Source organism: Cognatundibacterium rugosum, assembly GCF_014284365.1.
Lineage (GTDB): Bacteria > Pseudomonadota > Gammaproteobacteria > Burkholderiales > Burkholderiaceae_D > Undibacterium > Undibacterium rugosum.
Map to the genome: position 1 here is coordinate 108,540 of NZ_JACOGG010000003.1, position 24,906 is coordinate 133,445.

Annotated in this window: 21 protein-coding genes and 3 tRNA genes; 13 read left to right on the forward strand and 11 right to left on the reverse strand. The window is 50.9% G+C overall.

Annotation, left to right across the window (positions count from 1 at the left end):
* Nucleotides 1–90: 90 nt before the first annotated feature.
* The 4 genes from H8K47_RS03730 to H8K47_RS03745 form a co-directional block, all read right to left on the reverse strand.
* Nucleotides 91–166, reverse strand: a tRNA-Asn gene (locus H8K47_RS03730).
* Nucleotides 167–318: 152 nt separating this feature from the next.
* Nucleotides 319–394: transfer RNA gene (locus H8K47_RS03735), tRNA-Asn, on the reverse strand.
* Between the two features lie 74 nt (nt 395–468).
* A tRNA-Asn gene (locus H8K47_RS03740) sits at nt 469–544 on the reverse strand.
* A 56-nt stretch (nt 545–600) separates the two neighbouring features.
* Nucleotides 601–1,815, reverse strand: coding sequence for an amino acid aminotransferase (locus H8K47_RS03745; RefSeq protein WP_186880082.1), 1,215 nt, complete (start codon nt 1,813–1,815; stop codon nt 601–603).
* Between the two features lie 258 nt (nt 1,816–2,073).
* Here H8K47_RS03745 and uvrB point away from each other — a divergent pair, with 258 nt between their 5' ends.
* The gene (gene uvrB / locus H8K47_RS03750) at nt 2,074–4,179 is read left to right on the forward strand and encodes an excinuclease ABC subunit UvrB (RefSeq protein WP_186880083.1); all 2,106 of its coding nucleotides are present in this window, start codon (nt 2,074–2,076) and stop codon (nt 4,177–4,179) included.
* Nucleotides 4,180–4,290: 111 nt separating this feature from the next.
* Here uvrB and H8K47_RS03755 read toward each other — a convergent pair whose 3' ends face one another.
* Nucleotides 4,291–5,172, reverse strand: coding sequence for an alpha/beta hydrolase (locus H8K47_RS03755; protein WP_186880084.1), 882 nt, complete (start codon nt 5,170–5,172; stop codon nt 4,291–4,293).
* Nucleotides 5,173–5,406: 234 nt separating this feature from the next.
* Entirely contained in the window at nt 5,407–7,830 is a 2,424-nt protein-coding gene (locus H8K47_RS03760) for an alpha/beta hydrolase family protein (protein ID WP_186880085.1), read from the reverse strand.
* 317 nt (nt 7,831–8,147) lie between these two features.
* Between H8K47_RS03760 and H8K47_RS03765 the strand changes: the two genes are divergently transcribed.
* The 4 genes from H8K47_RS03765 (at nt 8,148) to H8K47_RS03780 (ending at nt 12,081) form a co-directional block, all read left to right on the forward strand.
* Nucleotides 8,148–8,351 (forward strand): hypothetical protein, encoded by a 204-nt coding sequence (locus H8K47_RS03765; RefSeq protein ID WP_186880086.1) that lies wholly within the window; start codon nt 8,148–8,150, stop codon nt 8,349–8,351.
* A gap of 51 nt (nt 8,352–8,402) precedes the next feature.
* On the forward strand, nt 8,403–9,119 hold the full coding sequence (locus tag H8K47_RS03770) for a helix-turn-helix transcriptional regulator (protein ID WP_222612723.1): 717 nt from the start codon (nt 8,403–8,405) through the stop codon (nt 9,117–9,119).
* A 397-nt stretch (nt 9,120–9,516) separates the two neighbouring features.
* Nucleotides 9,517–9,681, forward strand: coding sequence for a hypothetical protein (locus tag H8K47_RS03775; protein ID WP_186880087.1), 165 nt, complete (start codon nt 9,517–9,519; stop codon nt 9,679–9,681).
* A gap of 243 nt (nt 9,682–9,924) precedes the next feature.
* Nucleotides 9,925–12,081, forward strand: a complete 2,157-nt coding sequence (locus H8K47_RS03780) for a TonB-dependent receptor plug domain-containing protein (protein WP_186880088.1) — start codon at nt 9,925–9,927, stop codon at nt 12,079–12,081.
* Between the two features lie 262 nt (nt 12,082–12,343).
* On the opposite strand, the gene H8K47_RS03785 is transcribed toward H8K47_RS03780, so the two are convergent.
* Nucleotides 12,344–13,615, reverse strand: coding sequence for a GGDEF domain-containing protein (locus tag H8K47_RS03785; protein ID WP_230410144.1), 1,272 nt, complete (start codon nt 13,613–13,615; stop codon nt 12,344–12,346).
* 383 nt (nt 13,616–13,998) lie between these two features.
* On the opposite strand from H8K47_RS03785, the gene H8K47_RS03790 reads away from it, so the two are divergent.
* Nucleotides 13,999–14,538, forward strand: coding sequence for a cysteine hydrolase family protein (locus H8K47_RS03790; RefSeq protein WP_186880090.1), 540 nt, complete (start codon nt 13,999–14,001; stop codon nt 14,536–14,538).
* A 9-nt stretch (nt 14,539–14,547) separates the two neighbouring features.
* On the opposite strand, the gene H8K47_RS03795 is transcribed toward H8K47_RS03790, so the two are convergent.
* Nucleotides 14,548–15,582, reverse strand: a complete 1,035-nt coding sequence (locus tag H8K47_RS03795) for a sulfate ABC transporter substrate-binding protein (protein WP_186880091.1) — start codon at nt 15,580–15,582, stop codon at nt 14,548–14,550.
* Between the two features lie 263 nt (nt 15,583–15,845).
* Here H8K47_RS03795 and H8K47_RS03800 point away from each other — a divergent pair, with 263 nt between their 5' ends.
* From H8K47_RS03800 to H8K47_RS03815, 4 genes are all read left to right on the forward strand, one after another.
* Entirely contained in the window at nt 15,846–17,414 is a 1,569-nt protein-coding gene (locus H8K47_RS03800) for a thioredoxin family protein (RefSeq protein ID WP_186880092.1), read from the forward strand.
* Nucleotides 17,415–17,598: 184 nt separating this feature from the next.
* A complete protein-coding gene (locus H8K47_RS03805) occupies nt 17,599–18,639 on the forward strand; it encodes a methionine ABC transporter ATP-binding protein (RefSeq protein WP_186880093.1) in 1,041 nt (346 codons plus the stop codon).
* 2 nt (nt 18,640–18,641) lie between these two features.
* Nucleotides 18,642–19,301 (forward strand): methionine ABC transporter permease, encoded by a 660-nt coding sequence (locus tag H8K47_RS03810; RefSeq protein ID WP_186880094.1) that lies wholly within the window; start codon nt 18,642–18,644, stop codon nt 19,299–19,301.
* Between the two features lie 103 nt (nt 19,302–19,404).
* On the forward strand, nt 19,405–20,133 hold the full coding sequence (locus H8K47_RS03815; RefSeq protein ID WP_408057822.1) for a MetQ/NlpA family ABC transporter substrate-binding protein: 729 nt from the start codon (nt 19,405–19,407) through the stop codon (nt 20,131–20,133).
* Nucleotides 20,134–20,373: 240 nt separating this feature from the next.
* Here H8K47_RS03815 and H8K47_RS03820 read toward each other — a convergent pair whose 3' ends face one another.
* The 3 genes from H8K47_RS03820 to gloB all read right to left on the reverse strand — a co-directional run bounded on the left by H8K47_RS03820 (nt 20,374) and on the right by gloB (nt 23,128).
* Nucleotides 20,374–20,949 (reverse strand): elongation factor P, encoded by a 576-nt coding sequence (locus H8K47_RS03820; RefSeq protein WP_162020115.1) that lies wholly within the window; start codon nt 20,947–20,949, stop codon nt 20,374–20,376.
* Nucleotides 20,950–21,069: 120 nt separating this feature from the next.
* The gene (earP, locus tag H8K47_RS03825; RefSeq protein ID WP_186880096.1) at nt 21,070–22,248 is read right to left on the reverse strand and encodes an elongation factor P maturation arginine rhamnosyltransferase EarP; all 1,179 of its coding nucleotides are present in this window, start codon (nt 22,246–22,248) and stop codon (nt 21,070–21,072) included.
* A 94-nt stretch (nt 22,249–22,342) separates the two neighbouring features.
* Nucleotides 22,343–23,128, reverse strand: coding sequence for a hydroxyacylglutathione hydrolase (gloB, locus tag H8K47_RS03830; protein WP_186880097.1), 786 nt, complete (start codon nt 23,126–23,128; stop codon nt 22,343–22,345).
* Between the two features lie 8 nt (nt 23,129–23,136).
* Here gloB and H8K47_RS03835 point away from each other — a divergent pair, with 8 nt between their 5' ends.
* From H8K47_RS03835 to H8K47_RS03845, 3 genes are all read left to right on the forward strand, one after another.
* Entirely contained in the window at nt 23,137–23,898 is a 762-nt protein-coding gene (locus H8K47_RS03835; RefSeq protein WP_186880098.1) for a class I SAM-dependent methyltransferase, read from the forward strand.
* A 3-nt stretch (nt 23,899–23,901) separates the two neighbouring features.
* Nucleotides 23,902–24,345, forward strand: a complete 444-nt coding sequence (gene rnhA / locus H8K47_RS03840; protein ID WP_186880099.1) for a ribonuclease HI — start codon at nt 23,902–23,904, stop codon at nt 24,343–24,345.
* Nucleotides 24,346–24,419: 74 nt separating this feature from the next.
* A complete protein-coding gene (locus H8K47_RS03845) occupies nt 24,420–24,827 on the forward strand; it encodes a hypothetical protein (protein ID WP_186880100.1) in 408 nt (135 codons plus the stop codon).
* Nucleotides 24,828–24,906: the final 79 nt, after the last annotated feature.

Here is a 24,906-nt window from a genome sequence, read left to right on the forward strand (position 1 = left end):
AAATGGCAGTTGTGACGAGCAGAGGTATATTGATCAGATATGCCACGCTGAAAAAAAGGCTTAACACCACAGATGTTAAGCCCTTGAATTTGGCTCCCCGACCTGGACTCGAACCAGGGACCTGCGGATTAACAGTCCGTCGCTCTACCGACTGAGCTATCAGGGAACAGAAGATAAGACTATCTTCAAAACTTTTCAATCAATGCTGCGAGTGATTTTTTTCTTAAGTTCACTGCTTACTTTGTCACTTTGCTTTTCTTCAGCGTATACCGCGCCCCGAAGAAAAAGGGCTTAACGATGAAGTTAAGCCCTTGAATTTGGCTCCCCGACCTGGACTCGAACCAGGGACCTGCGGATTAACAGTCCGTCGCTCTACCGACTGAGCTATCAGGGAATAGAAGATTTGATGATCTTCGGTAAACTTTATATAGTGATTGGTTTCAAGTTCACTACCTACTTTGAATTCTGTGGCTCCCCGACCTGGACTCGAACCAGGGACCTGCGGATTAACAGTCCGTCGCTCTACCGACTGAGCTATCAGGGAACAGAGACAAAAATTATATGCTTCGCAGCCATTCTTGTCAACAGCAGCCTACATAATTACAGCACACTGGCAATCGCTGTAATCACCTTATCGATGTTTTTGCTGTTCAGGGCCGCGACACAAATGCGTCCGGTATCGACGGCGTAAATCGAGTTTGTTTCACGCAGTTTACCTACCTGTTCCTTGCTCAGCCCGGAATAAGAGAACATACCGCGTTGCTGCATCACGAAGTCAAACTGATGTGCCGGCGCCTGTTCCTTGAGTTTGCTGACAAAAGCAGCGCGCATTTCGCGGATACGAACACGCATGCCCGCCAGCTCATCTTCCCACAGCTGACGCAGTTCCGGTGTGGACAGTACGGTTGCCACGACCTGGCCGCCATGGGATGGCGGGTTGGAGTAATTGGTACGGATGACACGTTTCAGTTGCGACATGATACGGCCCGCTTCTTCTGCACTCGCAGCCACGATGCTGAGTGCGCCTACCCGTTCACCGTACAGGGAGAAGGACTTAGAGAACGAGTTGGAGACAAACAAGGGGCCGCCGGCCGCTGCAAAACGACGCACCACCTGGCCATCTGCCTCAATGCCGTCGCCAAAGCCTTGATACGCCATATCCAGGAAAGGAATCAGGCCACGGGTCGTGACGACTTCAATAATTTGGGTCCATTGATCATTGCTGAGGTCAGCACCGGTTGGGTTATGACAGCATGCATGCAGCAACACGATCGAGGCTTGGGGCATCGCCTGCAATGCGGCCAGCATCGCCTCGAAGTTCACGCCACGCGTATTGGCATCGTAGTACGGATATGTATTGACGGTAAAACCAGCAGATTCAAACAAAGCGCGATGATTTTCCCAGCTTGGATCACTGATATACACCTGGGATTGCGGGCTAAAGCGCTGCAGAAAGTCGGCACCCAGCTTGAGTGCACCGGTACCGCCTATTGCCTGAGCAGTGATGGCACGTTTTTCAGTCACCACGGCACTGTCCGCGCCAAATACCAGATCCTGCACGGCACGATCATAGGCAGCCAGGCCTTCGATAGGCAAATAGGTGCGTGGCGCGTATTTTTCTATCAACAGTGCCTCTGCTTTTTTGACACATTCGAGTAAAGGTACTTTGCCATTGTCGTCATAATAGACACCAACCCCAAGATTGACTTTGGCCGGTTTTTGATCGGCATTGAATGCCTCGGTAATGCCAAGGATAGGGTCGCGCGGTGCCATTTCGATGGCGGAAAACAGAGCGGAAGAAGCTGGAGCAGTCATCGTGATAATATGAAATGTTTCTGCCGTTGCCGGCAAACAGGTTGGAATGAAATAACAATGCGTTACGGCCAGGGCTTACGCAAACAATGATTCCGGCAAGGTATGCAGAGCAAAACACAGAAAAACAGTACGGGTAGTACCTAGGGTGGCGCAGGGTAGGGCGCGCGTGTCGGTTTTGCGTAAATCCTCTGAGAGCAGAGTCAGCCTGTTGGCTGGCAATGCTGATAAACAGCTTATTTTAACAAAGGTATGGGTACCATGGCAGTCGCACCAGTGAATTCAGTTGCTTTATCTGATGAATTCGATGAGGAGAAGTTTATTTCTTTCCCGGATTCCCCATTTCAGTTGTATCAGATCTTCCCGCCGGCGGGTGATCAGCCTGCCGCCATCGGGCAATTAACAGAGGGCGTGCATGATGGCTTGTTTTTCCAGACGCTGCTGGGGGTGACCGGTTCTGGTAAAACTTACACCATGGCGAATGTGATCGCGCGTTGCGGGCGACCAGCCATTATTTTTGCACCCAATAAAACCCTGGCGGCCCAGTTATACAGCGAATTCAGGGAGTTTTTCCCGCGTAACGCGGTGGAATACTTCGTGTCTTACTATGATTACTATCAACCTGAAGCCTATGTGCCTCAGCGCGACCTGTTCATTGAAAAAGATTCAGCAATCAATGAACATATCGAGCAGATGCGCCTGTCCTGTACTAAGTCACTCATGGAAAGACGGGATGTGATTATCGTAGCGACCGTGTCGGCAATTTACGGTATCGGTAATCCCAACGAATATCACAAAATGATATTAACCCTCAGAGCGCGCGACAAGGTCAGTCAGCGCGACCTGATCGCCCGGCTGATCCAGATGCAGTACAGCCGCAATGAAGTCGACTTTGGCCGTGGTACTTTCCGGGTGCGTGGCGATACCATCGATATTTTCCCGGCTGAACATGCAGAACTGGCAGTCAGGGTGGAAATGTTCGACGATGAAATCGAAAATCTGCAGTTGTTTGATCCCTTAACTGGCCGGGTTAAGCAAAAAATCCCACGTTTTACGGTATATCCCGGTTCACACTACGTGACACCGCGTGAAACTGTGCTGCGGGCGATAGAATCGATTAAGGACGAATTGCGTGAACGGCTGGACTTCTTCCGTCGCGAAAACAAGCTGATTGAAGAACAGCGTATCGAACAGCGTACCCGTTTCGATCTCGAAATGATGGCTGAAATCGGCTTTACCAAGGGTATAGAAAACTACTCCCGCCATCTGAGTGGCGCCAAGCCAGGTGAGCCACCGCCAACTCTGGTTGATTATCTGCCACCTGATGCGCTGATGTTCCTCGATGAATCCCATGTGCTGACCGGACAGTTGAACGGCATGTATAACGGCGACCGTGCTCGAAAAACTAATCTGGTCGACTATGGCTTCAGGCTGCCTTCTGCGCTGGATAACCGGCCACTGAAGTTTGCCGAATTTGAAAGCAAGATGCGGCAAACCGTATTTGTCTCGGCTACACCGGGTGATTACGAGCATGAGCACGCCGATCAGACCGTAGAGCAGGTGGTGCGGCCGACCGGACTGGTTGACCCTGAGATTGAAGTCCGTCCGGCCCTGACGCAGGTGGATGATCTGATGGGCGAAATCACTGAGCGTATCCGCAAGAATGAGCGGGTGCTGGTGACCACGCTGACTAAGCGTATGTCAGAGCAACTGACCGATTTTTTGGGTGAAAATGGTATCAAGGTGCGTTATCTGCACAGTGATATTGATACTGTCGAGCGGGTCGAGATTATCCGTGATCTGCGTCTTGGTACCTTCGATGTGCTGGTCGGGATCAATCTGCTGCGTGAGGGCCTGGATATTCCCGAGGTGTCGCTGGTCGCGATTCTGGACGCGGACAAAGAAGGCTTTTTGCGTTCAGAGCGCAGCCTGATTCAAACCATAGGCCGCGCCGCGCGGAATTTGCATGGTAAGGCTATCCTGTATGCCGATCGTGTGACTGACTCTATGCGGCGCGCGATCGATGAAACTGAGCGGCGTCGTCACAAACAACTGGCCTTTAATGCGGCCAATAATATTACGCCAACTGGCATACGCAAGCAGATCAAAGACATCATCGATGGTGTTTATAATCCTCAGGAAGCCCGAGGGGATATGGCGGTGGCTCAGGAGCAGGCCAAGTACGAAGTGATGAGCGAGAAGCAGATCAGTCGCGAAATCAAAAAACTGGAAAAACAAATGCTGGAGCACGCGAAAAATCTGGAGTTTGAAAAAGCGGCTCAGGTCCGTGATCAGCTCGCGCATCTGAAGGAATTGTTGTTCGGCGCAGGCGGGCATGATGCATTGTCTGTCATCGCAGGGAAATAGCGTGCAGACCCAGCCATAAAGAATGGTCATGACGTATGCACGACATGTTTTTTTAAATAAAAATCCCGGCTAAAAACAAGCCGGGATTTTTATTTGCACGGCTAGCGGTGATCAGTCCGCTTGGCGCGCCACGTCTCGTATGTATTCACAGTAGGCCTGTTGCACATCTTCACGGCGCAATAGGCCGCTGTGTCCTGCGTCCTTGATGAACAGGTGTTTCTTATTTTTGGACGGGATAGCGTCAAACACTTTTTTTCCCAGCGCTGCCGGTGTCTGTACATCTTTCTCGGCGGTGATCACCAGTGCTGGTCCGGTATAGGAAGACATCGCTTTCACGTTGTCCACGCTGAGTATTCCCGGCTGAAATGAAAAACGTACAAAGGGTAGCGCATACCAAGGTGTGGACGCAGCGACGACTTCTTCTACAGTGCTTGCCGTCGTCTCTAAAATAATTCCGTCGGGTTGACGTTGTTGCGCGATATAGCCAGCAATGAAACTGCCTAAAGAGTGCCCATGTACCACCAGCTTACCACTGGTTTTTGCGCGGACGGCATCGTAGACAGCCAGTGCATCCTGCTGCAATGTAGGCGTGTCTGGCACGCCAGCGGTCCTGCCATAGCCACGGTAATCAACTGTGGTCAGGTTAATGTTGCAGCGACCTAAGTTTGCTAATGCGTAAGGGATGGAATTGTCCACATGTGACAGATTGCCACCAAAATACAGCACGCTGACCTGACTACCCGGAAGCTGGAACGATAGTCCTTCCAGTTTAGTCTGGCCGGTGGATGTGATACTGATTTCGTTGATGCTGACAGCAGAATTTACTTTTTGCAGATCAGCCAGCGTGACCCTGGCCGATGATTGATAGCCAGTCGCGCTGTCAGGGCGTAAGAATTGTTTATCGCCGACCTCAATATGCATGCAGCCGCTGACGGTAAGTGCCATCGTTGCGATCAGCGTGATTGGTATACTTGCAGATACTCTTGTTTTCATCGCGTTTCCTCCGAAAAAAGAGTAAATATTTTATCATTGGATTTGGCTTGTGTTGATCCGCTGACGAATGCATATGTCTGATTTCCTTTTTCAGGTGAGTATAAGATCGACGGGCCAGTAATAAAAAAAACCGGCGGAACGTAGTGTCCGGCCGGGATTTTTTATTGCTATGCCAGATCAGACAGGGCAAGCGGTTACTGCTGGCTAATGAGCGCTACATCAGGAAGAGCAGGCTTATTTTTTCAGGCATTTATCAAGGAACTGATCCTGTTCCCACAACAGATGCATGATGTTTTCACGGGCGGCATAGCCATGACTTTCCTTAGGCAGGATCACCATGCGGGCAGGTGCCCCCAGACCTTTTAAAGCCTGGAAATAACGCTCGGTCTGCAACGTGAAGGTGCCCGGATTGTTATCTGCTTCTCCATGTACCAACAGAATAGGTGTTGTCATTTTATCGGCATTCATGAACGGCGACATCTTGGTGTACACCTCCGGTGTTTCCCAGTAATTGCGCTGCTCACTCTGGAAGCCAAAAGGCGTCAGTGTGCGGTTGTAGGCACCGCTGCGCGCGATACCGCAGGCGAACAACTTAGAGTGTGTGAGCAGATTGGCCGTCATAAAGGCACCGTAGGAGTGGCCACCTACCGCCACACGTTGACGGTCGATATACCCTAACTGATCCACTGCATCAATCGCAGCTTCGGCGTTATCGACTAACTGAGGAATGAAGTTGTCATTTGGCTCGGTTTTACCTTCACCGATAATCGGGAAGGCCGCATCATCCATTACTGCATATCCTTTTGCAACCCAGTATACAAAGGAGCCATAGTTAGGGAAGGTGAACTGATTCGGATTGTGCGTGCTTTGTCCAGCGGAGTTTTTATCCTTGTATTCAGCCGGATAAGCCCAGATCAACAGGGGCAGTTTTTCTTTCTTTGTTTTGTCGTAGCCAGCTGGCAGATATAGGGTGCCGGATAACTCGACGCCATCTTTACGTTTGTATTTGATGACTTCTTTGCTCACATCTTTCAAGCCAATAAAAGGATTGGCGAAGCGTGTGATCGCAGTCAGTTGTTTGTCCGCCTGATCACCAGCCTTCAGATCACGGAAGTAAAAATTAGGGTAATCGGTTTTCGATTGCAGTTGTACCAGCACCTTACCTTTTTTCAGATCTTCTATCGACAAAATATTTTCGATTTTGTCAGTGTAAGCGGACTGATACAGCCGGTTCTTTTTCAAGCTCGTCAGATCGAGCTCATCAATAAACGGGAACTGACCTTTCTTACTGTGACCGGCACCGATCAGATAGGCCTTGCCGTCCTCTATAGCCAGCACGCGACGATCAAACTCATTGCGTTTAGTTTCGAAGCGACCCGGATCAGCATAAATATCCTGCATATTTCTGTCGCCGATGACGCGTGGCGTTGCGGACGGTGTGGATGGATTAAACAGATAGGTTTTTAGATTGCGAGTGTCATACCAGTTGTCGTAGGCAATTGCGACTTGCTCATTGCCCCAAATGACACCGCCGAAGCGCTGTGGCGTTTTGAGCAAGGATACTGGCTCCTGATCAAAGGGTGCATTCCACTGAAACAGTTCGTCACGATATTCTGTTTTGTTGGCCGGATCACCGCCATCCAGTGCCACCACATAGTACAGCGTGGCAGGCTTGTCACCACGCCAGCCCATGCTGCGCTTCCCCTTGGCTACAGCAGAAAATCCTTTAGGTATGATTTCATTCAAAGGCGTTTCATTGACGACCTTGATTACTTTGCCACTCAGATCGGTGACTGTGGCGCGGGTAGGGAAACGGTCGAGCGGAACAATGTAAGAAAATGGTTTTTGCAGGGTATCGAGCAGCAGAAATTTACCGTCCGGCGAAAAGCTGATGTCTTCATACATATCTGCTTTTTTGAACAAACTGCTTTTGCCATTGAGTGAGATTTTGACTAATTCAGAAGTGACCAGATTTTCAAAATTGGCCTCATCATTTTTATTCTTCAGCAAATCTGCATAAGTGCGGTTTTGCGAAACGCTGCCGGTGGCATTTGAAATGATGGCACCAGTTGGCAAGTCTTTGCTGTTATCGAGTAAAGCCGTACGGTTTTTTGGCAATACCTTGACCAGCAAATTGTCGCTGTCTTTAAACCAGCTGTAAGGCGCACCCAGATTGGCGTTCAGGTTGGCTTCGCTGATTTTTTTTGCAGTCGCGCTTTCTACGTCGATCACCCACAGCTCTACGCCTTTAGCGGCGGTATGGGTGAACGCAATTTTCTTTTCATTGGGTGACCAGCTGACATTCGCGATCAATGGATTGGCAGGCAAGCCCTTGACCTGGACTTCTTCACCGCCTGCGACTTTGCGCAGCTTGAGGTTGTTCACATAGGTCAGGGTGCTGCTGATATTGGTGACCGGATTAATACGCAAACCGGCCAGCCGCATTTCTGTCTGGCTCAGATCGCTCAGGGTTTTATAGGTATTGCGAAAACTCAGCAACAGATTCTGATTGTGATGATCCATGCTGACGGTTGGCGGGCGCTGGAAGTCGGCCAGATCGAGGATGGATTTGGGTGGTAACTGATAACTCAGATTTTCCTGCGCGCTGGCGTTGGCGCACAGGCCAGCCAGTAAAATCAGGCTTAATGAACGTTTCATGGCAATCCCTGTTATTTTAAAAAATGAAGTAGCTCAGCCCATGCCGGCGGAGAGAAACCCAGCCAAGTTGCTGCACGGAGTTGGCTGGTGAGGAGCTGGCTTAGAAGTGTAGCCGCTAAATTAGTTCAACTTACATGAATTCATACTGGCTCGTTCAATCCAGGGGCAGGTCGCCGATGTCTGACCTTGCGATAGTGCGCCCATGGTCATTCGCGTTATCTGAACACGTCAACAAGACTGGTTCAGGCATTGCACATCTGATGACGCTCACCGTGTTTAGCTGTGTATAGCATGGCATCCGTCTTCAGGAACAGTACATGTTCAGTTTTGCATTCAGGTTCGCAGCCAGCGATGCCGCCGCTGATGTTGGTCAGTCTGTTGTCTTGATGGCAGATGCCATCCAGTTTGCCCGGCTACCCAGCATCTGCCATGTGTTCGACACGATGGTGCTGGATCACGATGCTGCCGGCTTGCACTTAACGTTGTTTGGCAGCTACGCTGGAATCGCGTTGGCTATTTAATGATGTAATATTGCAAACTAGTGGGTTTGCTTACGTACAAAAGGAGATGAATTGCTGGAACAGGATCAACTGAATAAGTTACTGGATGCACAAAGTGAGTCACAATGGGCGACGACGTTGCAGACCCTGGCGGATCAGCTGGGTTTTGAACGTATGTTGTTTGGTGTCGTGCCGCACAAGGCTCAGCCCCTGGAATCAGCTTTTCTGATCAGCAATTATCCAACGGAATGGCGGGCGGTCTATCACAGTCAGAACATGCACCATGTTGACCCGACAGTCAGTCATTGCCTGCAGAGTGCGTTGCCCATCATTTGGGGACCCGCCGTTTTTCGGGGTGTTCAGTTGCAGCAATTTTACGAACAGGCTTGCAGTTTCGGTCTGCGCTCTGGCGTGACGCTGCCTGTTCATGGCCGTTCCGGCGAATTTGGCATGCTCAGTTTCGTGACTGATGTCAGCCATTGCGAGGACAGCAGGGTGGAGACGCTGGCTGACCTGACGCTACTGCGTGACTATGTCCTGGAATCGTCGCGCAAATTCACGCTGACGCAAACGCCGGCGGCCGGCTCCGTCATGTTGACGGCACGTGAGCTGGAATGCCTGAAGTGGGTTGCAGCCGGCAAATCATCCTGGGAAGTCTCGCGCATCCTGGGACGCTCCGAAGCCACTGTCAACTTCCATATGGCGAATATTATGCGCAAGTTCGATGTCAGCACTCGCCAGCAGGCAGTGGTCAAGTCAATTGCGGCGGGCTTGGTCGCACCTGGCTGAACCAGCGGCCTCTGACGCTGCTCTCAGGTCGCTTTGCCAATGACGCATACTCAAATACAAGGCCAACAGCATAACCATGGCGACGGCATCCAGCAAGCCTGTTCATAGCGCCCCATATGACGGTGTGAGGTCAGAGTGTCCCCGGAGTTTAGTCTGATCATGCGAAGTCTAGCCAGCGCACCTGCTGGCTCGGGGTGGCAACATCAGCGCGGGAAGTCTGCTCATGGTCTTGCTTAGCCCCTTGAAAAGTACTGGAAAGACGAGGCGGATAAAAAGCGACCGTCTTTTCCAGGCTAACACCGGAACCGGATAGTTTGAGCTAACAGATCTGCTAGTACCGATCTTATGCGTGCTGCATAACAATGAAGACTCTTGATCACCACTTCAAGGAGCCATCATGCAACTTAACGTCAAAATCGGAACACGTACCGTTTTCCCAAAATCCGAACTGTTCGTCATGCATCGTCTGCATACCAACGTCTTTAGCGGGCGTATTGGGGGCGTGCCCATCATGAGCGGCATGGAAATCGATGCTTGCGACGCGATGGACTCTGATCATTGACAGCAAACGCAATCGGGCAGGTGCTGCGCCGCGGTAGCGTGCTCCATCGCGACCCACTCAACTAATCTCGTTGTGCTTTTTGTTCGTGTGTTCGGATGTTTTGCTTGTCAATGCCAAGCGCTTTCAGCGAACTGCGCATACGCTTTTCAATCAATTCAGGCTAACCCACACATCACTTAAAAACAGAAAATGAAACAATTCAAGAATCTTGCATGTCGTTTACCTATTCCTGCGGCTGTCAGCATGGCGTTAGCATGGCAGGTAAGCTGCGCCCAGGATATGCCGGTCGGTGCAGACCCAAACTCCCGCTCTGCTTACGATAATAAGTTGTATCGGGTGGAGGTCAAGGGGCGGCCGCAAAGCGATGTGGACTTGCGACGCAACGCTGTCGTGGCAAAACAGATAGTCGGACGCGAAGAGATCGATCGGTTTGGCGACAGTAATGTCAATGAGGTAGTGCGCCGTCTGCCTGGCGTGGATATCCAGAATGGCCAGCCCCGCCTGCGTGGCATGGGGTCAGGCTATACGCAGATACTGATCAACGGCGAGCCTGCTCCAAGCGGCTTCTTGCTGGAACAGATCAATCCGGCGCAAGTTGAGCGTATCGAGATTCAGAAGGCCGCCACGGCGGACCAGAGCACGCAGGCGGTGGCAGGCAGCATCAATATCGTTCTGAAAACTGTAGCAAAGAAACGCCAGGCCAGTGTCAAGTTGGGTGTCGCATACAGCACCGGGCGGCCGACGGCGAATGTGAGCGCGCTCTATAGCGAGAGGGCGGGCGACCTCTCTTATTCATTACCCGTCTCAGCCTACGAGTATGACAGCAGTGCAGAAATGAAGGTGTCGCGGTACGTTGCAGGCAGCTTGGGTACTGTCGGCACAGCGCAGCAATTGGCGCAACAGCCTATGTGGGGCCATAGTATCAATGCCTCGCCGCAGCTTAACTGGCGTATAGACGATGACCAAAGCATCAACTTGCAGGCTTTCTTGCAGCGTTCCGATTGGCATAGCAAGGTGCAGTTCACCGATATTGCGGCCAGCAATCCATTGCTGTTTGAAGATTCCAGCAACAATGAGGGCCGCTTCGAGAACCACCGCTTGACTGGTCAATGGAGTGTGCGCTTCAGCGGTGAACGCAAACTGGATTTGAAGTTGATGATGGGGCAAGCCCTCAATGAATTCGTCAACCAGAGCTATCGCGCGAACCTGCCCTACCGGCATAGTGTGGGCGAGGGCAGGGATCGCACGCTGACCCAATCGGGTAAATATGGCCAACTGCTCGGTGACGCTCATCGTCTGTCAGCCGGATGGGAATTTGAATTCCGCCGCCGCGACGACGAGCGCAATGTTACAGTGCTTGGATTGCAGCAATTGCCGGGAATGGATACTCTTCCCCTGCATGCGAAGATAGACCGGCAGGCGTACTATCTTCAGGACGAATGGGAGTTGTCGGACCAGTGGCTGCTGTATGGCGGTTTACGGCACGAGACGATTGCTACGCGTAGCGACACTTTTGATGGTGCAGTGAGTAACCGCAGCCAGGTCATGTCGCCGTTATTACATGTCAATTTCAAGCCCGACCCCAAGGGGTGTGATGTGATACGCGGCAGTCTGACCCGTAGCTATAAGGCCCCCGATCTGTATTCGCTCGTACCAAGACCCACACTGAATAGCATTTATCCTTTGCCTACGCAGCAGAACGATCAGGTGGCTGCGGACCGGGCCGGGAATCCTGGGTTGCGACCAGAACTGGCGACAGGCCTTGATCTGGCGTATGAAATGTATTTCACCGGTGGCGGTTTGTTCAGCGTCGGCCTGTTCCATCGACGCGTCGAGGATTTGATCCGCTACGTCACCACTTTGGAAAATGTCAGCTGGGCCACTGTACCGCGTTGGGTCAGCCGTCCGCAAAATATCTCATCAGCCAACAGCAGTGGGATTGAACTGGAATTCAAGGGGCCGGCATCGCAACTCTTGCCTGGACTGGTTGACGCCAAGACGCGGCTGGATTTACGTGGCACGCTCAATCTCTACCGAAGCAAGGTCGATGCCGTACCGATGCCAAACAGTCGCCTGGACGGCCAGCAGCCTTGGTCCGCCACGCTAGGCTTTGACTATAAGGCGCAACATGTACCGCTGACTGTCGGCGCCAACTTGTCTTACACGCCCGGCTATGACACGCAGCAGACTTTGTCGCAAGCGTTGAAGCAAACGCGCAGTCGCGCACTGGACCTGTACGCGTTGTGGAATTGGAATCAACAAGTGAGCTTACGCTTTGGCGCTACCAATGCCGCCCCACAGTGGACAGGAAGGATCACGAGTACCGACGACGGCTCCAGCGTCCAGGTGCAGAGGAAGACACGTCCAAACTACACTGTCGCCATCGACATCAAACTCTGACTTGTCGGAAGGGAGGGGCGCTGGGACCGCCGTACCCTTCTTTCCGGACCCGGAGTACAGCCAGCGCTACAACCGCTACACCTACGTGTGGAAGCAGAAGACGAATCTGACCGATTCGACTTGGTTTCTGATGAATGATGATGCGATCGCAGCTGGATTGTTGCGCGTCAGTCTTCACTGAAAGCGGGAAAGCACATACAGCTACCTTCGTGTATCGCGGAGTTAGTGCATGCAAGCGGTGCGTACTGGTTCTGGTGTCGTCTTAGTTAGTGCAAACTTGATTACGGCCACCTTGCTTGGCTTGATACAGCATGGCATCTGCCTGCAAAAAAAGCTCATTTTCAGTCTTGCAGCTTGGGTAGGCGGCGATACCACCGCTGAAGCTGAATTGACGGAATTCGCCGGGTGTGACTTCAAACACGACTTTTCCAAAACTCTCGCGCATGGCGTCAAGCTTGAGCTTACCTTCGTCAAGTGAGCAATCCCAGAAGACGATGACAAATTCTTCACCGCCAAAGCGGCTTAGCAGATCACGTTCACCGAGCTGGGCGGATAGAACCAGGGACAGGCGTTTGATCACAATATCGCCGAAGTAGTGCCCCCAGGTGTCGTTGATGGTCTTGAATTTGTCGATATCGATAATGCCGTAAGCCAGCGATTTGTCTTCGCGTCCGGCGCGCCGTATCCATTCCTGTGCTTTCTTTTGCAGACCTATCTTATTGAGTAAGCCCGTGGCACGGTCGCGGCTGATTAAATCTTTACTGGCTCGAATTTTATTAATACGGTTAATTAATAAACGGGTCAGTACGTCGGCATCGCTGCTTTTCAGAATTTCGTCAAAGCCGCTATCCAGTGCCTGACGTGATAACGCGGATGTGCTTTGGTGCTGTAGCATGACGATCTCACGACCGCTATCAAATTCTATATTTTTCTTCAGTACGCGCACCAGCGCTTCTGTTTGCAGATAGTGTTTTTCATCAATCAGTACGATATCAGGTTGCGCTTCTTTCACCTTGATATGTAAAGAGCGCGCATCCTGATAATGCAGTAATTCGATGTCATGCTGACTCAGCATCTGTGTGTCGAATTGCGCATCTTCCCCGAGGTAGACGATGGTATTGGATTCGCCCCTTTGCTGGCGAGCGAATATGTTGAACAGTTTATCAACCAGCACTTCATTGCTGATCGGTTTTTCCGCGTAGGCGAGGCAATTGCTGTCGACCAGCTTTTGCTGAAGAAGGAAACGCTCACCCTGGCGCACGGTTTGCAGATAAATGTATTGCTGATGCGCAGGCAGCCTTTGCAGCAGATCACTCAGAAACATAGTCTGACGACGTTGCTGCTGCATGTCATCCTGCATGTTGTACAGCACGTCAAGATCAATCACAAACAGCGTATGCCCCTCTGCATTTTCGACTGCGCTGACAAACTCCCGCATCTGGTCGAAGAACAGTATGTCGAAGTCATACTTGTGAGCGCTGAGCAGTAATTCATCTTTATTGTCTTTGATGAAGAATGTTTGCGTCAAAAGCATCACTCTGTTTTTATATAACAATCCTGCTTCTGCCATTACAACTCCGTTTTATCTGCTGATGCGGCTGCTAAGCTGCGCTTTCTTCTTCGTAGAAGAAATTGAATGTTGCTGAATGTAAATGCGATTCTAATGTTTAATCTTACTTGCTGGGAATAGAAAAGCAGACTGTTTATGTTGAATGTTGTGTATTTGTTTGCGTATTGCCTACGTGGAATCTTTGGATAGAGGAATTTTCGCTTCATACCGTATCCATGCAATGCGTTGGGATTGGTATTGATGCAACATGTTGGCTGCAGAATGACTGAATTCCAGTCACGAGCGCGGCGAGTGGGCGATTTCTGTGCTACTTTTCTCACTCCGATTCTGGTCTGAACAGGTGCACTATGCGTTCTGCTTTACTGATCATTGATGTACAACGTGCTTTGTTTGATAAAGCTCCGCGGCCGTTTGAAGCGGATCTGGTGGTTGAGCGTATTAATGCGCTGGCCAGCAGAGCCCGTCACGCAGGGATACCGGTGGTGTTTGTGCAGCACGAAACGAATACGGGAAATTTACGTTTTGGCAGCGATGGCTGGCAACTGGAACAAGGATTATTGCTGGAAGATGGTGACACGGTTTTGCGTAAAACCACACCTGACTCGTTTTTGCGTACCGAACTTAGCAGTCTGCTGGCGTTATGGGAGGTTGAACAACTGGTCATCTGTGGCTACGCATCTGAGTTTTGCGTTGACACCACCACGCGCCGTGCTGCTGCATTGGGGTTTCCTGTCACACTGGTATCGGATGCACATACCACGCATGATAAGGCGCACGCCAGTGCCGCGGAAATCCGGTGCCATCACAATATGACTTTGCCGGACATCAGTAGCTTTGGGGTGGCAATACGGGCATTGCCATCTTCCCAGGTAGTGTTTGCACTGTGAGTGTGATACTTAGCGTTTGCCCTGATACAGTTTGTCAAACTCTGCACCGTCATCGAAATGCTTTTTCTGCGCTTGCTTCCAGCCACCAAACACTTCATCGATAGTGAACAATGTCACGGGCTTGAAGTTAGTCGCATATTTCTGAAATGCGGCTTCAGAGCGCGGACGGAAAAAATGCTTGGCGATGATTTCCTGAGCAGGCTCAGAATACAGGTATTGCAGATATGCAGTCGCCGTTTTGCGGGTACCTAATTTGTCGGCCACTTTATCCACTACTGCCACCGGTGATTCGGCCAGGATAGAAATTTTTGGATAAACCACTTCGTACTGATTGCCGAATTCCTGTTTGGCCAGCTGAACTTCATTTTCAAAAGTAACCAGCACATCACCAATTTCTCGCTGGGTAAAGGTGGTGGTGGCACCGCGTCCACCGGCATCAAGGACAGGCACGTTTTTGAAAATTTTATCAACCAGGGCACGCGCCTGCGCTTCATTGCCGCCGGACTTGATCACTGAGCCCCAGGCGGCCAGATAGCTGTAGCGGCCATTGCCTGAGGTTTTAGGATTCGGAATGATGACCTTTACACCCGGCTTACCCAGATCTTCCCAGTTTTTGATCTGCAGCGGATTTCCTTTGCGGGTCAGGAACACCATGGTGGAATAAAACGGTGCTGCATTGTTAGGAAAAGCTTTGGACCAAGTGGCTGGAATCAGGCCTTTTTCAGCAAGGATATCGATATCATTCGCTTGATTCATCGTGACGACTGAGGCTTCCAGTCCATCGATGACCGAGCGCGCCTGCTTGCTGGAGCCACCATGCGATTGGTTGATGGAAGCAGTCTCGCCGGTTTTTTTCTTCCAATCGGCCACGAATGCGGGATTGATATCCTTGAACAATTCACGCGTTACGTCGTAGGACGCGTTCAATATGGCGCTGTTGGCGTAGGCTGGCATCAGGCCGCTGACTGCCTGCAAACTAAATGCGGCAAACAGCACCAGAGAGTGGCGGCGTGTTGAGGATGCGGATCTTGCGGATGTCTTCATGGAATCTCCTGATTGAAGCCGCCATCTTGCACAGTTTGTGCGTGCAAAGGAAATACAGACTTTTTCTATGCATAGATGATTTGGCTATGAAGCGCAGATTGCGCATAAACACATGCGAAAAAAGTCTGCTTCGTCTGCCTGCAATGTTTGTTAAACTGCAGTTTTTCTTTTATCCGGATGGCTCGGACTACAGGCCAGTGACTGACAATTTGTCCGGTCGCGCCTTGCCTGGTTTGCAGCTGTTCTTTTTTGATATGGCTGGTATGAAAACACTCTCTGCTTTTTCCCTGAAATGCCTGCTGGGTCTGATGGTGGCGGCTTCCGTGCCGCTTGTGCACGCGGCCAACCCAACTGCAAGTGCCTCTGCGCATGCGGCAACTGGTGGTATAGACTGGCGCAAAGACAATAATGTCGAAGCAGCTTTTGCGCAGGCTAAGGCCAGCAAAAAGCCTTTATTCCTGTATTGGGGCGCAGTCTGGTGCCCGCCATGCAATCAGGTCAAGGCAACCATCTTTAATCGTCAGGAATTTATCGATAAGTCGCGCCATTTCATTCCTGTGTATCTGGATGGCGATAGTCCTGGTGCGCAAAAATTTGCTGCCCAGTTCAAAGTTCGCGGCTACCCGACCATGATTTTGTTTAAGCCGGATGGTACGGAAATCACCCGCCTGCCGGGCGAGGTTGATTCTGAACGCTATTTGCAAGTGCTGACACTGGCGCTGAACAGCTCAGCATCGGTGGCTGATACGCTCAAGCTGGCGCTGGCTGGTGGCAAAGGCTTGAAAGAAGATGACTGGAGTTTGCTCGCTGATTATTCCTGGGACGATCCGGAGCAAAAACTGGTGGCACCTAAGGAGCTGGCGACGACTTTGGTCAGGCTCGCAGAAGTCGCCCCGGCCGGATTGGCGGCAACCCGGATTTATCTGAAGTCCTTGTTTGTGATTGCCACTAGTAAGCCTGGCAGCAGCGTGCCGACTCTGGATAAGGCGCAGGCGACTGAGCGTTTGATTAAGGCACTCAGTGACAGCAAGGTGGCACGCGATAACCTCGATCTGGTCGCCAGTTCTGCTGCATCCTTGACCGAATATCTGACGGCAGCGAAATCAACTCAGCGTGCGACTTTGGTGCAGGCCTGGAATGGCGCCCTGGTCAAACTGGCGGATGATGCAAGTATTTCCAAAACTGATCGCCTGGGTGCGGTGATTGCACAGGTCGATCTGGCGAAGCTCGATGGTGGTAAACCATCGGCTTCATTCCAGAAAGACGTACAGAAACGTGTAGCTCAGATAGAGCAGGCTACTACAGACTCTTATGAGCGCCAGTCGGTAGTCAGCTCTGCTGCCTACGCCTTGGGTAATGCCGGCCTGCTGGATGATTCGGATACCTTGTTGAAAGCAGAGCTTAAACGTTCGCATTCCCCATATTATTTTATGTCGACACTGGGTTCTAACGCGAAGAAACGCGGTGATAATGCGGCTGCCATTAATTGGTATGAGCAAGCCTATAATGCCTCGAAAGGACCGGCTACCCGTTTGCAATGGGGCTCCAACTATGTGGCGAGTCTGGTCGACCTGGCACCTGCTGATGAAGCAAGAATACAAAAAGCGGTAAGTGGTGTGTTTGACGAAGTCGCGAAAACGGAAAATGCGTTTTATGAACGTAATCGCGCCTATTTGGAAAAACTGGGTAAGAAACTGCAGGATTGGAATAAAGATGGTAAGCATGCGCAAACCTTTCAAAAGGTGCAGGCTCAACTCGGCGGCATCTGCGCTAAGTTGCCAGCCAATGACCCTCAGAAAGCCAGCTGCCAGAATTTGCTGAATAAATCCTGATCCAATTCTGATTATTTTAAAAAGCGACTCCGTGAGTCGCTTTTTTTTCATCGCTGTTCCAGCTGGAGTTGCGGCTTCGAAAGTCTTTATATTTTATTGAGTATAAGCAAGTGAATTTATATGATTGGAAGTGATGATGCGAGCCCTTTAAAATACCAGTTCGATAGCAAGATGGGCAGTAAGTGTGATACAGATTTCTCAGTTAGAAAAAAAATACATCGTTAAAGGTCAGGCCGTGCAGGCACTGCGCAATGTCAGCCTGACGATAGAACAAGCCAGTATCTTTGGCATAATTGGTCGCTCCGGTGCGGGGAAAAGCACCTTGCTGCGCACCCTGAATTTACTCGAACGTCCGAGTGCAGGTCAGATCCTGTTTGAAGGTGAAGACATCACAGCGTATGACCAGGCGCAGTTGCTCAAATTGCGGCAACGGGTGGGTATGGTGTTTCAGCACTTTAATTTGCTGAATGCAAAAACCATCGCGGAGAATATTGCTTTTCCGCTGATCCTGAGTGGCAATACCAACGCGCAGCAACGCCGCGACCGTGTCAACGAATTGCTGGAGCTGGTTGGCTTGCAAGAGCATGGGCACAAGTATCCATCGCAGTTGTCAGGCGGGCAGAAGCAGCGCGTCGGCATCGCGCGTGCCTTAGCCAATTATCCGCATCTGCTGTTATGTGATGAGGCGACCTCAGCGCTCGATCCGGAAACGACGCAATCCATATTGCGCTTACTGTCTGACATCAATCAAAAGCTGGGCCTGACCATCGTCCTGATTACCCACGAAATGCAGGTAATACGCTCTATCTGCGACCAGGTCGCCGTCATCGAGGGTGGCGAGATCGTTGAGCAGGGCGCCGTGGCCGATGTGTTCCTGCATCCCAAACACAACGTGACGCAAAAACTGGTAGCAGAGCATCAGGCTTTCGATCTGGAGCAGCTGCCGCAATGGAATACCGCTACCGGCAGCCAGTTATTACGCCTGACTTATGTTGGTAATGCCGCGCATGAACCGATACTGAGCCGTATCGCGGCGCAGACACAGGCGGAGATCACGATTTTGCAAGGCACGATCTCGCGCGTGAAGCAGACACCGTATGGTCAGCTGATCGTTGCACTCAATGCGAGTGCGGCTGAGAGCGCGAAAGTGCTGCAATTATTACGTGAGATGGATGTCACGGTGGATGTGTTGCCTGCTGATCCGGCACCTGCACAGGGAGAATAAGTATGGATTTTTCGAATATTGATTGGGCCGATATTGCTCAGGCTACGCTGGATACACTGACCATGACCGGCTTCTCGCTGTTCTTCACGGTCTTGCTCGGTTTGCCGCTCGGTATTTTGTTATTTGTGACGGGGAAGAATCAATTGCTGGAGCAGCGCGGTATTTATGCCTTGCTATCGGTAGTTGTGAATATCCTCCGCTCCGTGCCTTTCATCATTTTGCTGATTGTACTGATCCCTTTTACCTTGTTGCTGGTCGGAACTTCATTGGGCGTAGCGGGTACCATCCCGCCGCTGGTGATCGGTACCACACCGTTTTTTGCGCGTCTGGTCGAGAACGTGTTGCGCGAAGTGGATCGCGGCATTATCGAAGCCTGTCAGGCCATGGGTGCGCGCAACTGGCAAATCATCTGGCATGCCTTATTGCCGGAAGCCTTGCCGGGTCTGATCGCAGCCGGCACCGTTACTACCATCGCGCTGGTGTCATATGCCGCGATGTCGGGTGTGATCGGCGGCGGCGGTCTTGGTGATCTGGCGCTACGTTACGGATATCAACGGTTTCAGACGGATGTGATGGTAGTCACCGTACTGATACTGATTTTGCTGGTTCAGGTGTTGCAATGGGCAGGAGACAAACTGGTATTGCGTTTTACACGTCATTAATGTTGTTTAACTTATTGGAGTATTTATGATTTCACGTATTTCCCATCAATTACGTCGCGTTGCCGCTGCCAGCGCTTATGCCGTGTTGTTTGCTGGTTCCGCTATGGCAGCTGACACCCTGAGCATTGCTGCGACACCTGTGCCGCATGCAGAGATTCTCGAATTCATTAAGCCACAGCTGGCCAAAGAAGGCGTGGACCTGAAGATTAAAGTGTTCACAGACTATGTGCAGCCAGCGGTACAAGTCAATGAAAAACACCTTGACGGTAATTTCTTCCTGCATCAGCCTTACTTAAACGAGTTTAAAAAGAGCCATCAAAACGATCTGGAAGTGCCGGTTGCTAAAGTGCACGTAGAGCCGTTTGCAGCATACTCCAGCAAGTATAAGAAAATCGCCGATATCCCTGCCGGTGCAACGGTCGCTATTCCAAACGATCCATCTAACTCTGGTCGTGCTTTGCTGCTGCTGGCAAAACAAGGTCTGTTGAAACTGAAAGACCCAAGCAATATTTCGGCAACTAAAAAAGACATCATCGACAATCCTAAGAATCTGAAATTCAAGGAATTAGAAGCCGCTACATTGCCACGCGTGTTGAACCAGGTTGACCTGGCGCTGATCAACACGAATTATGCGATCGAAGCAAAACTCAATCCTGTCAAAGATTCCCTGTTCATCGAAGATGCAAATTCTCCGTATGCGAATTTGCTGGTGGCACGTGAAGATAATAAAAACAGCCCGGCATTTAAAAAACTGATCGCTGCGCTGAATTCGCCGGAAGTGAAGAAGTTCATTGAGGAGAAATACAAAGGTGCAGTCGTTCCTGCATTCTGATTATTCAGTTCGGTTCAGTTCAGTTAAGCTGAAGTAGTGCATGTCGCTTTGCACTATTGAGCGTGGCAGATTGAAGTGCAAAATTAAAACGCAGCATGCCGGCCGGCATGCTGCGTTTTTTTTATCTGCTCTGTGCTGTTCGATATGGTTTAGAACGCGCAATAAAAAACGCTGCCGGTAAGGGCAGCGCTTTCGGGTACTTCAGATACAAATTCGCTGAAATCAGCGTCGCAGGCAAGATTAGTTGCGTACTGTTTTTTTGTATTCGTTAGTACGTGTATCGATTTCGATCATGTCGTCCTGGCTCACGAACAGTGGAACCTGGATAGTGAAGGTGTAAGCTTCGATCGCGTTTTCGATTTTCGCTTCTTTCAGAACGTTACCGGAAGTATTGCCCTTCACAGCTGGCTCAGAATAGATCACCTGACGAACGATAGTAGTTGGCAATTCAACAGAGATTGCTTTGCCGTCGTAGAAAACGGCTTCGCATTCCATACCGTCTTTCAGGTAGTTAACTGCTTCACCCAGGTTTTCTGCTTCGATTTCGTACTGGTTGTATTCTTCATCCATGAATACGAACAGTGGATCAGCGAAGTAAGAGTAAGTCACTGGTTTTTTGTCCAGAACAACAACGTCAAACTTGTCGTCGCCGCGGAAAACGTTTTCCTGTGGGCTGTTAGTCAACAGGTTTTTCATTTTCCACTTGTAAGTGAAACCTGTGCGGCTGGAACCGTTCACGTCGGAACGCAATACGATCATCGGCTTGCCATCAACCATAATAATGTTGCCAACGCGAATTTCTTTTGCAAATTTCATAGCGAATATACGTAAAAAGTAGGTTGCGTAAAAATCATCAGTTGCCTACAGGTTGAAGCCCGGCAAGCCCACGTTTGATTCAATTTGGTGATACCTGAAAATTTAACCGCACATTTTACCTCATTTTTGCCTTCTGTCTTGCGCTTGTGCATGCGCAAATTGCAGTAAATTCGTCGCCAGATCACCAATTTCGGCCATTTTTCTTTGCCAGTCGGGTGAAAGCTTGCTGATATCTGACAGGCTGGCGCTGAAATCCCGCCATAAATCCTGCCATTGCATATCGCCTTGCGTAACGCCGTTCCAGGCCAATGTCAGTGCTTGAGCTGCTGGCAGACTGGGCTGATGCGTGCTCAGAAAGGCGCGCAGTTTTTTATGATGCAGGTTCTCATCTTGCGGATAAATATGCCAGATAAACGGCCGGCAAGCCCATTGTGCGCGCACGAAGGAGTCTTCACCACGTACGAAATTGATATCGCAAGCCCATAACAGACGGTCATAATCAGGTTGAGGAATGAAGGGTAAGACCCTTACTGATAAAGCGCCGCGGCGCAGTTGTATACCAGCGCGTGCCGGTTGTCCCAGAAAAGCGCTGATCTCAGTTTGTGCCACGCCTTCAGGAACCAGCAGTGCAATCGCCTGTTCTTGCTGTTGCCAGGCTTCCAATAAGGCGGCTACCGGTGCATGCGGGTAGCAAAACAGAGAAATTTTTTGTGCAGCGATCTCTTCTGCTGTGAGACCCAGTTCGCGCAAAAACAGCGTGCTGTGTGCTGTGTCAGACTGGAAGTGGCTGCGTTGCGGCGCAATCTCTGCCTCGCATAGCAAACCGCCGGTTTTGATGTTAAATCCGGGGAAAAAGAAATGCTTGGTAATCGGCAGCGAGGGATGTGGGGAGGGCAAGGTGTGGCAACCTTCCACCCATTCTTCCGCCGTTAAGCCTTCCAGGTTCAGCCACACCGGGCGTGGCTCACATTGCGCCATGGCCTGTATATAGCCTGGTGGTATATCACAGGCAAAAAATTCAATCACGATATCGGCGATCTGTTCAGTGGAAAATTGCCCCTCCTGGCTTTGCCAGTGCCGTATCTGTATGCCTTGTACCATCTGGTGTGCTGCATGCATATCCACTTCGGGGCAAATGCGGCGGAAGCTTTGCAGATCATCGACCCATAATTCAACTTGCAATATATGCTCGTGTGCCAGCTGGCGTGCCAGGCGCCAGCAAATACCGATGTCGCCATAGTTGTCGACGACTTTGCAAAAAATACTCAGACGGGTAACAGGGGAGTTTGCCAGATGCATACGTGGTGTTTTTAGCTATAGTTGGTGTGGTATTGCGATGTTATTTTGCATTTGACCTGGTTTGAAAATCAGATTCGGTTCTTATACTTCATCCTCAGGCAAAATGATTTTTCCAGTTGCGCAGCGCGGCAAAACTGGCGACCGGATCCTCACTGTTTTCCAGTTTTCCAGTCGCAATCAAAGTCGAGATCACGGAGGGTACCCGACTGCGTAAGAAAGGATTGGTGCGTTTTTCCAGACCAATCTGGCTTGGAACCGTTGGCTGGCGCAGTGCTCGCTTTTCAGTTTCTGATTTCATGCGGTCTTGCAGTGCGACGTTGTCTGGTTCTACAGCCAGTGCAAAGCGCAAATTGGACAAGGTATATTCATGCGCGCAGTAGACCTCGGTGTGATCCGGTAAGGCCGCTAAAAGTTCCAGCGAAGCCAGCATTTGTGCTGCCGTGCCTTCAAACAGCCGACCGCAGCCACCGGCAAACAAGGTATCGCCGCTGAACAGCCAATGTTGTGCCTCAGCATAATAGGCGATATGGCCGGCGGTATGTCCTGGCACATCAATCACTTGCAATTGCAATCGTGGCGTATCTATGCGCACCACGTCGCCCCCAAACAATGCATGGTCTACCTGCCGTATGCCATCACGTGCCGGGCCGTAGACCGGCACAGGCTGGTGGGCTAGCAGTGCGTCGACACCACCGGTATGATCAGCATGATGATGCGTTAGTAAAATCGCAGTCAGCCTCAGTTGGCGGGCTTCCAGCACATGTAAGATAGCGTTTGCATCACCCGGATCGATGACGAGGGCTGAGTCGCCATCATGAATGATCCACAGATAATTGTCGTCAAACGCAGGGACAGTCAATATACTCAGGGAATTCTTCATAAACGCGCATGGATGCATTGGAAAAGCACATTATAGACCTCGATGCCTGGTTATCGTTGCCAGCAGGTAAATACATCAAGGATTGGGAGCAGGCTGCGTTGTCACGTCTGGTCGTTGATATCTTTGGTTTCCATGCTTTGCAGATTGGCATGCCGCAAATCGATGCTTTATCCGCCAGCCGTATGCCGCATCGCTGGCAAAGCGTGGGGCCGCATACACCGCGTGCTTCCAGACCGGCCACCCGTGCGATTGCGGTGGTGCATGAATTCACTGAATTACCATTTGATTCGCAATGTATGGACTTGGTGATTCTGCCGCACGTGCTGGAGTTCGCTGACGAGCCGCATCAAATTCTGCGCGAAGTCGAACGCGTTCTGATTCCGGAGGGCAGGTTATTGATCACCGGTTTCAATCGTGCCAGCAGCTGGGGGGCGCGGCAGGCGTTGGGGCGTTTGCGCGACAGTTATTTCCTGCCAAAAGAAGGCGAATTCATCAGCCCCGCGCGTTTGAAAGACTGGTTGAAATTACTCAGCATGGAAGTTGGCAGTCTGGAATATGGCTGTTATGCGCTGCCGCTACGCTCAGAGAGATGGCTACAAAGGAATGCCATGCTGGAGAAAATCGGCAAACGCTGGTGCCCTTTTATCGGTGCCGTGTATATGATGCAGGCTGTCAAGCGGGTGCGAGGCATGCATTTGATTGGCCCGGCCTGGAAAAACAAAAAACGGGCAAGGGTACAGGCGGTACCGGTTGCCAATAGCAAAAAATGAATTATGGACACAATTGACATTTATACAGATGGCGCATGCAAGGGAAACCCCGGTGTCGGCGGTTGGGGTGCCTTACTGGTTGCGGGCAAGCACGAGAAAGAATTGTTTGGCGGCGAGCGGGAAACAACCAATAACCGCATGGAGCTGATGGCGGTGATACAGGCGCTGGGCGCCTTAAAACGCCCTTGTCATATTCGTCTGCATACCGATAGCCAGTATGTATTAAAAGGGATTACGGAATGGATCTCAGGCTGGAAGGCCAAGGGCTGGCGTACTGCCTCTAAAGCACCGGTCAAAAATGTCGACCTGTGGCAGAGTCTGGATGCCGCCCAGGGAACGCATCAGATCGAATGGATCTGGGTTAAGGGGCATGCTGGGCATGCCGGTAACGAGCGGGCTGATGCGCTGGCTAATCGTGGTGTGGAAAGCGTGCTGAGTCCCAATTAGATGGGCGCCGGGCTTGTGTTAATATTGTGTTTATTAATTTGCATGTTTGATATGCACGTACAATGAGCCAAATCATGAATCTTAAATGCGTCCTGCTGCTGGCTGTAATCGCGGTGCTGACTGCCTGCGGAAAGTCTGAAACGAAGCGACACCTCGGCGATGGAGTCATTTATCCTCCGGTGCCGGGTAGCCTGACGTTTAGTCTGGAGAGCACAGATATGGGTAAAATTGATTGTGTGATCCAGCAGGCAGGTAGTCACAAGATATTGGTAACACTCAAAAAGACTGAAACGGAGGTGATGCAGACAGCGCCGGGCGCACCTGCACCGCGGATACCGACGCAATATGTGGTGAGCGGTATGTGGGAGGTCAGGGGGGATAGTGCGGAGTTGAGCCAGTTTAGTAAGGCGCTGACTACCTGTCAAAGTAGTCCGGGTGACGATGGTGCTAATCTGACGACCACATTTACGACCAAATCCTAAGGGCTTATGTTTCACTGCGCGCCGTAAGCAAAGATGTTTACTGAGCACAGCGTTATCGGGAAGCAACACCAGAAAATAC

Bases quoted from the DNA above. Each gene is read 5' to 3' on its own strand.
- H8K47_RS03745 (WP_186880082.1), bottom strand. From the start codon at position 1,815: ATGACTGCTCCAGCTTCTTCCGCTCTGTTTTCCGCCATCGAAATGGCA.
- uvrB (WP_186880083.1), top strand. From the start codon at position 2,074: ATGGCAGTCGCACCAGTGAATTCAGTTGCTTTATCTGATGAATTCGAT.
- H8K47_RS03755 (WP_186880084.1), bottom strand. From the start codon at position 5,172: ATGAAAACAAGAGTATCTGCAAGTATACCAATCACGCTGATCGCAACG.
- H8K47_RS03760 (WP_186880085.1), bottom strand. From the start codon at position 7,830: ATGAAACGTTCATTAAGCCTGATTTTACTGGCTGGCCTGTGCGCCAAC.
- H8K47_RS03765 (WP_186880086.1), top strand. From the start codon at position 8,148: ATGTTCAGTTTTGCATTCAGGTTCGCAGCCAGCGATGCCGCCGCTGAT.
- H8K47_RS03775 (WP_186880087.1), top strand. From the start codon at position 9,517: ATGCAACTTAACGTCAAAATCGGAACACGTACCGTTTTCCCAAAATCC.
- H8K47_RS03780 (WP_186880088.1), top strand. From the start codon at position 9,925: ATGGCGTTAGCATGGCAGGTAAGCTGCGCCCAGGATATGCCGGTCGGT.
- H8K47_RS03785 (WP_230410144.1), bottom strand. From the start codon at position 13,615: ATGCTTTTGACGCAAACATTCTTCATCAAAGACAATAAAGATGAATTA.
- H8K47_RS03790 (WP_186880090.1), top strand. From the start codon at position 13,999: ATGCGTTCTGCTTTACTGATCATTGATGTACAACGTGCTTTGTTTGAT.
- H8K47_RS03795 (WP_186880091.1), bottom strand. From the start codon at position 15,582: ATGAAGACATCCGCAAGATCCGCATCCTCAACACGCCGCCACTCTCTG.
- H8K47_RS03800 (WP_186880092.1), top strand. From the start codon at position 15,846: ATGAAAACACTCTCTGCTTTTTCCCTGAAATGCCTGCTGGGTCTGATG.
- H8K47_RS03810 (WP_186880094.1), top strand. From the start codon at position 18,642: ATGGATTTTTCGAATATTGATTGGGCCGATATTGCTCAGGCTACGCTG.
- H8K47_RS03815 (WP_408057822.1), top strand. From the start codon at position 19,405: ATGGCAGCTGACACCCTGAGCATTGCTGCGACACCTGTGCCGCATGCA.
- H8K47_RS03820 (WP_162020115.1), bottom strand. From the start codon at position 20,949: ATGAAATTTGCAAAAGAAATTCGCGTTGGCAACATTATTATGGTTGAT.
- earP (WP_186880096.1), bottom strand. From the start codon at position 22,248: ATGCATCTGGCAAACTCCCCTGTTACCCGTCTGAGTATTTTTTGCAAA.
- gloB (WP_186880097.1), bottom strand. From the start codon at position 23,128: ATGAAGAATTCCCTGAGTATATTGACTGTCCCTGCGTTTGACGACAAT.
- H8K47_RS03835 (WP_186880098.1), top strand. From the start codon at position 23,137: ATGGATGCATTGGAAAAGCACATTATAGACCTCGATGCCTGGTTATCG.
- rnhA (WP_186880099.1), top strand. From the start codon at position 23,902: ATGGACACAATTGACATTTATACAGATGGCGCATGCAAGGGAAACCCC.
- H8K47_RS03845 (WP_186880100.1), top strand. From the start codon at position 24,420: ATGAATCTTAAATGCGTCCTGCTGCTGGCTGTAATCGCGGTGCTGACT.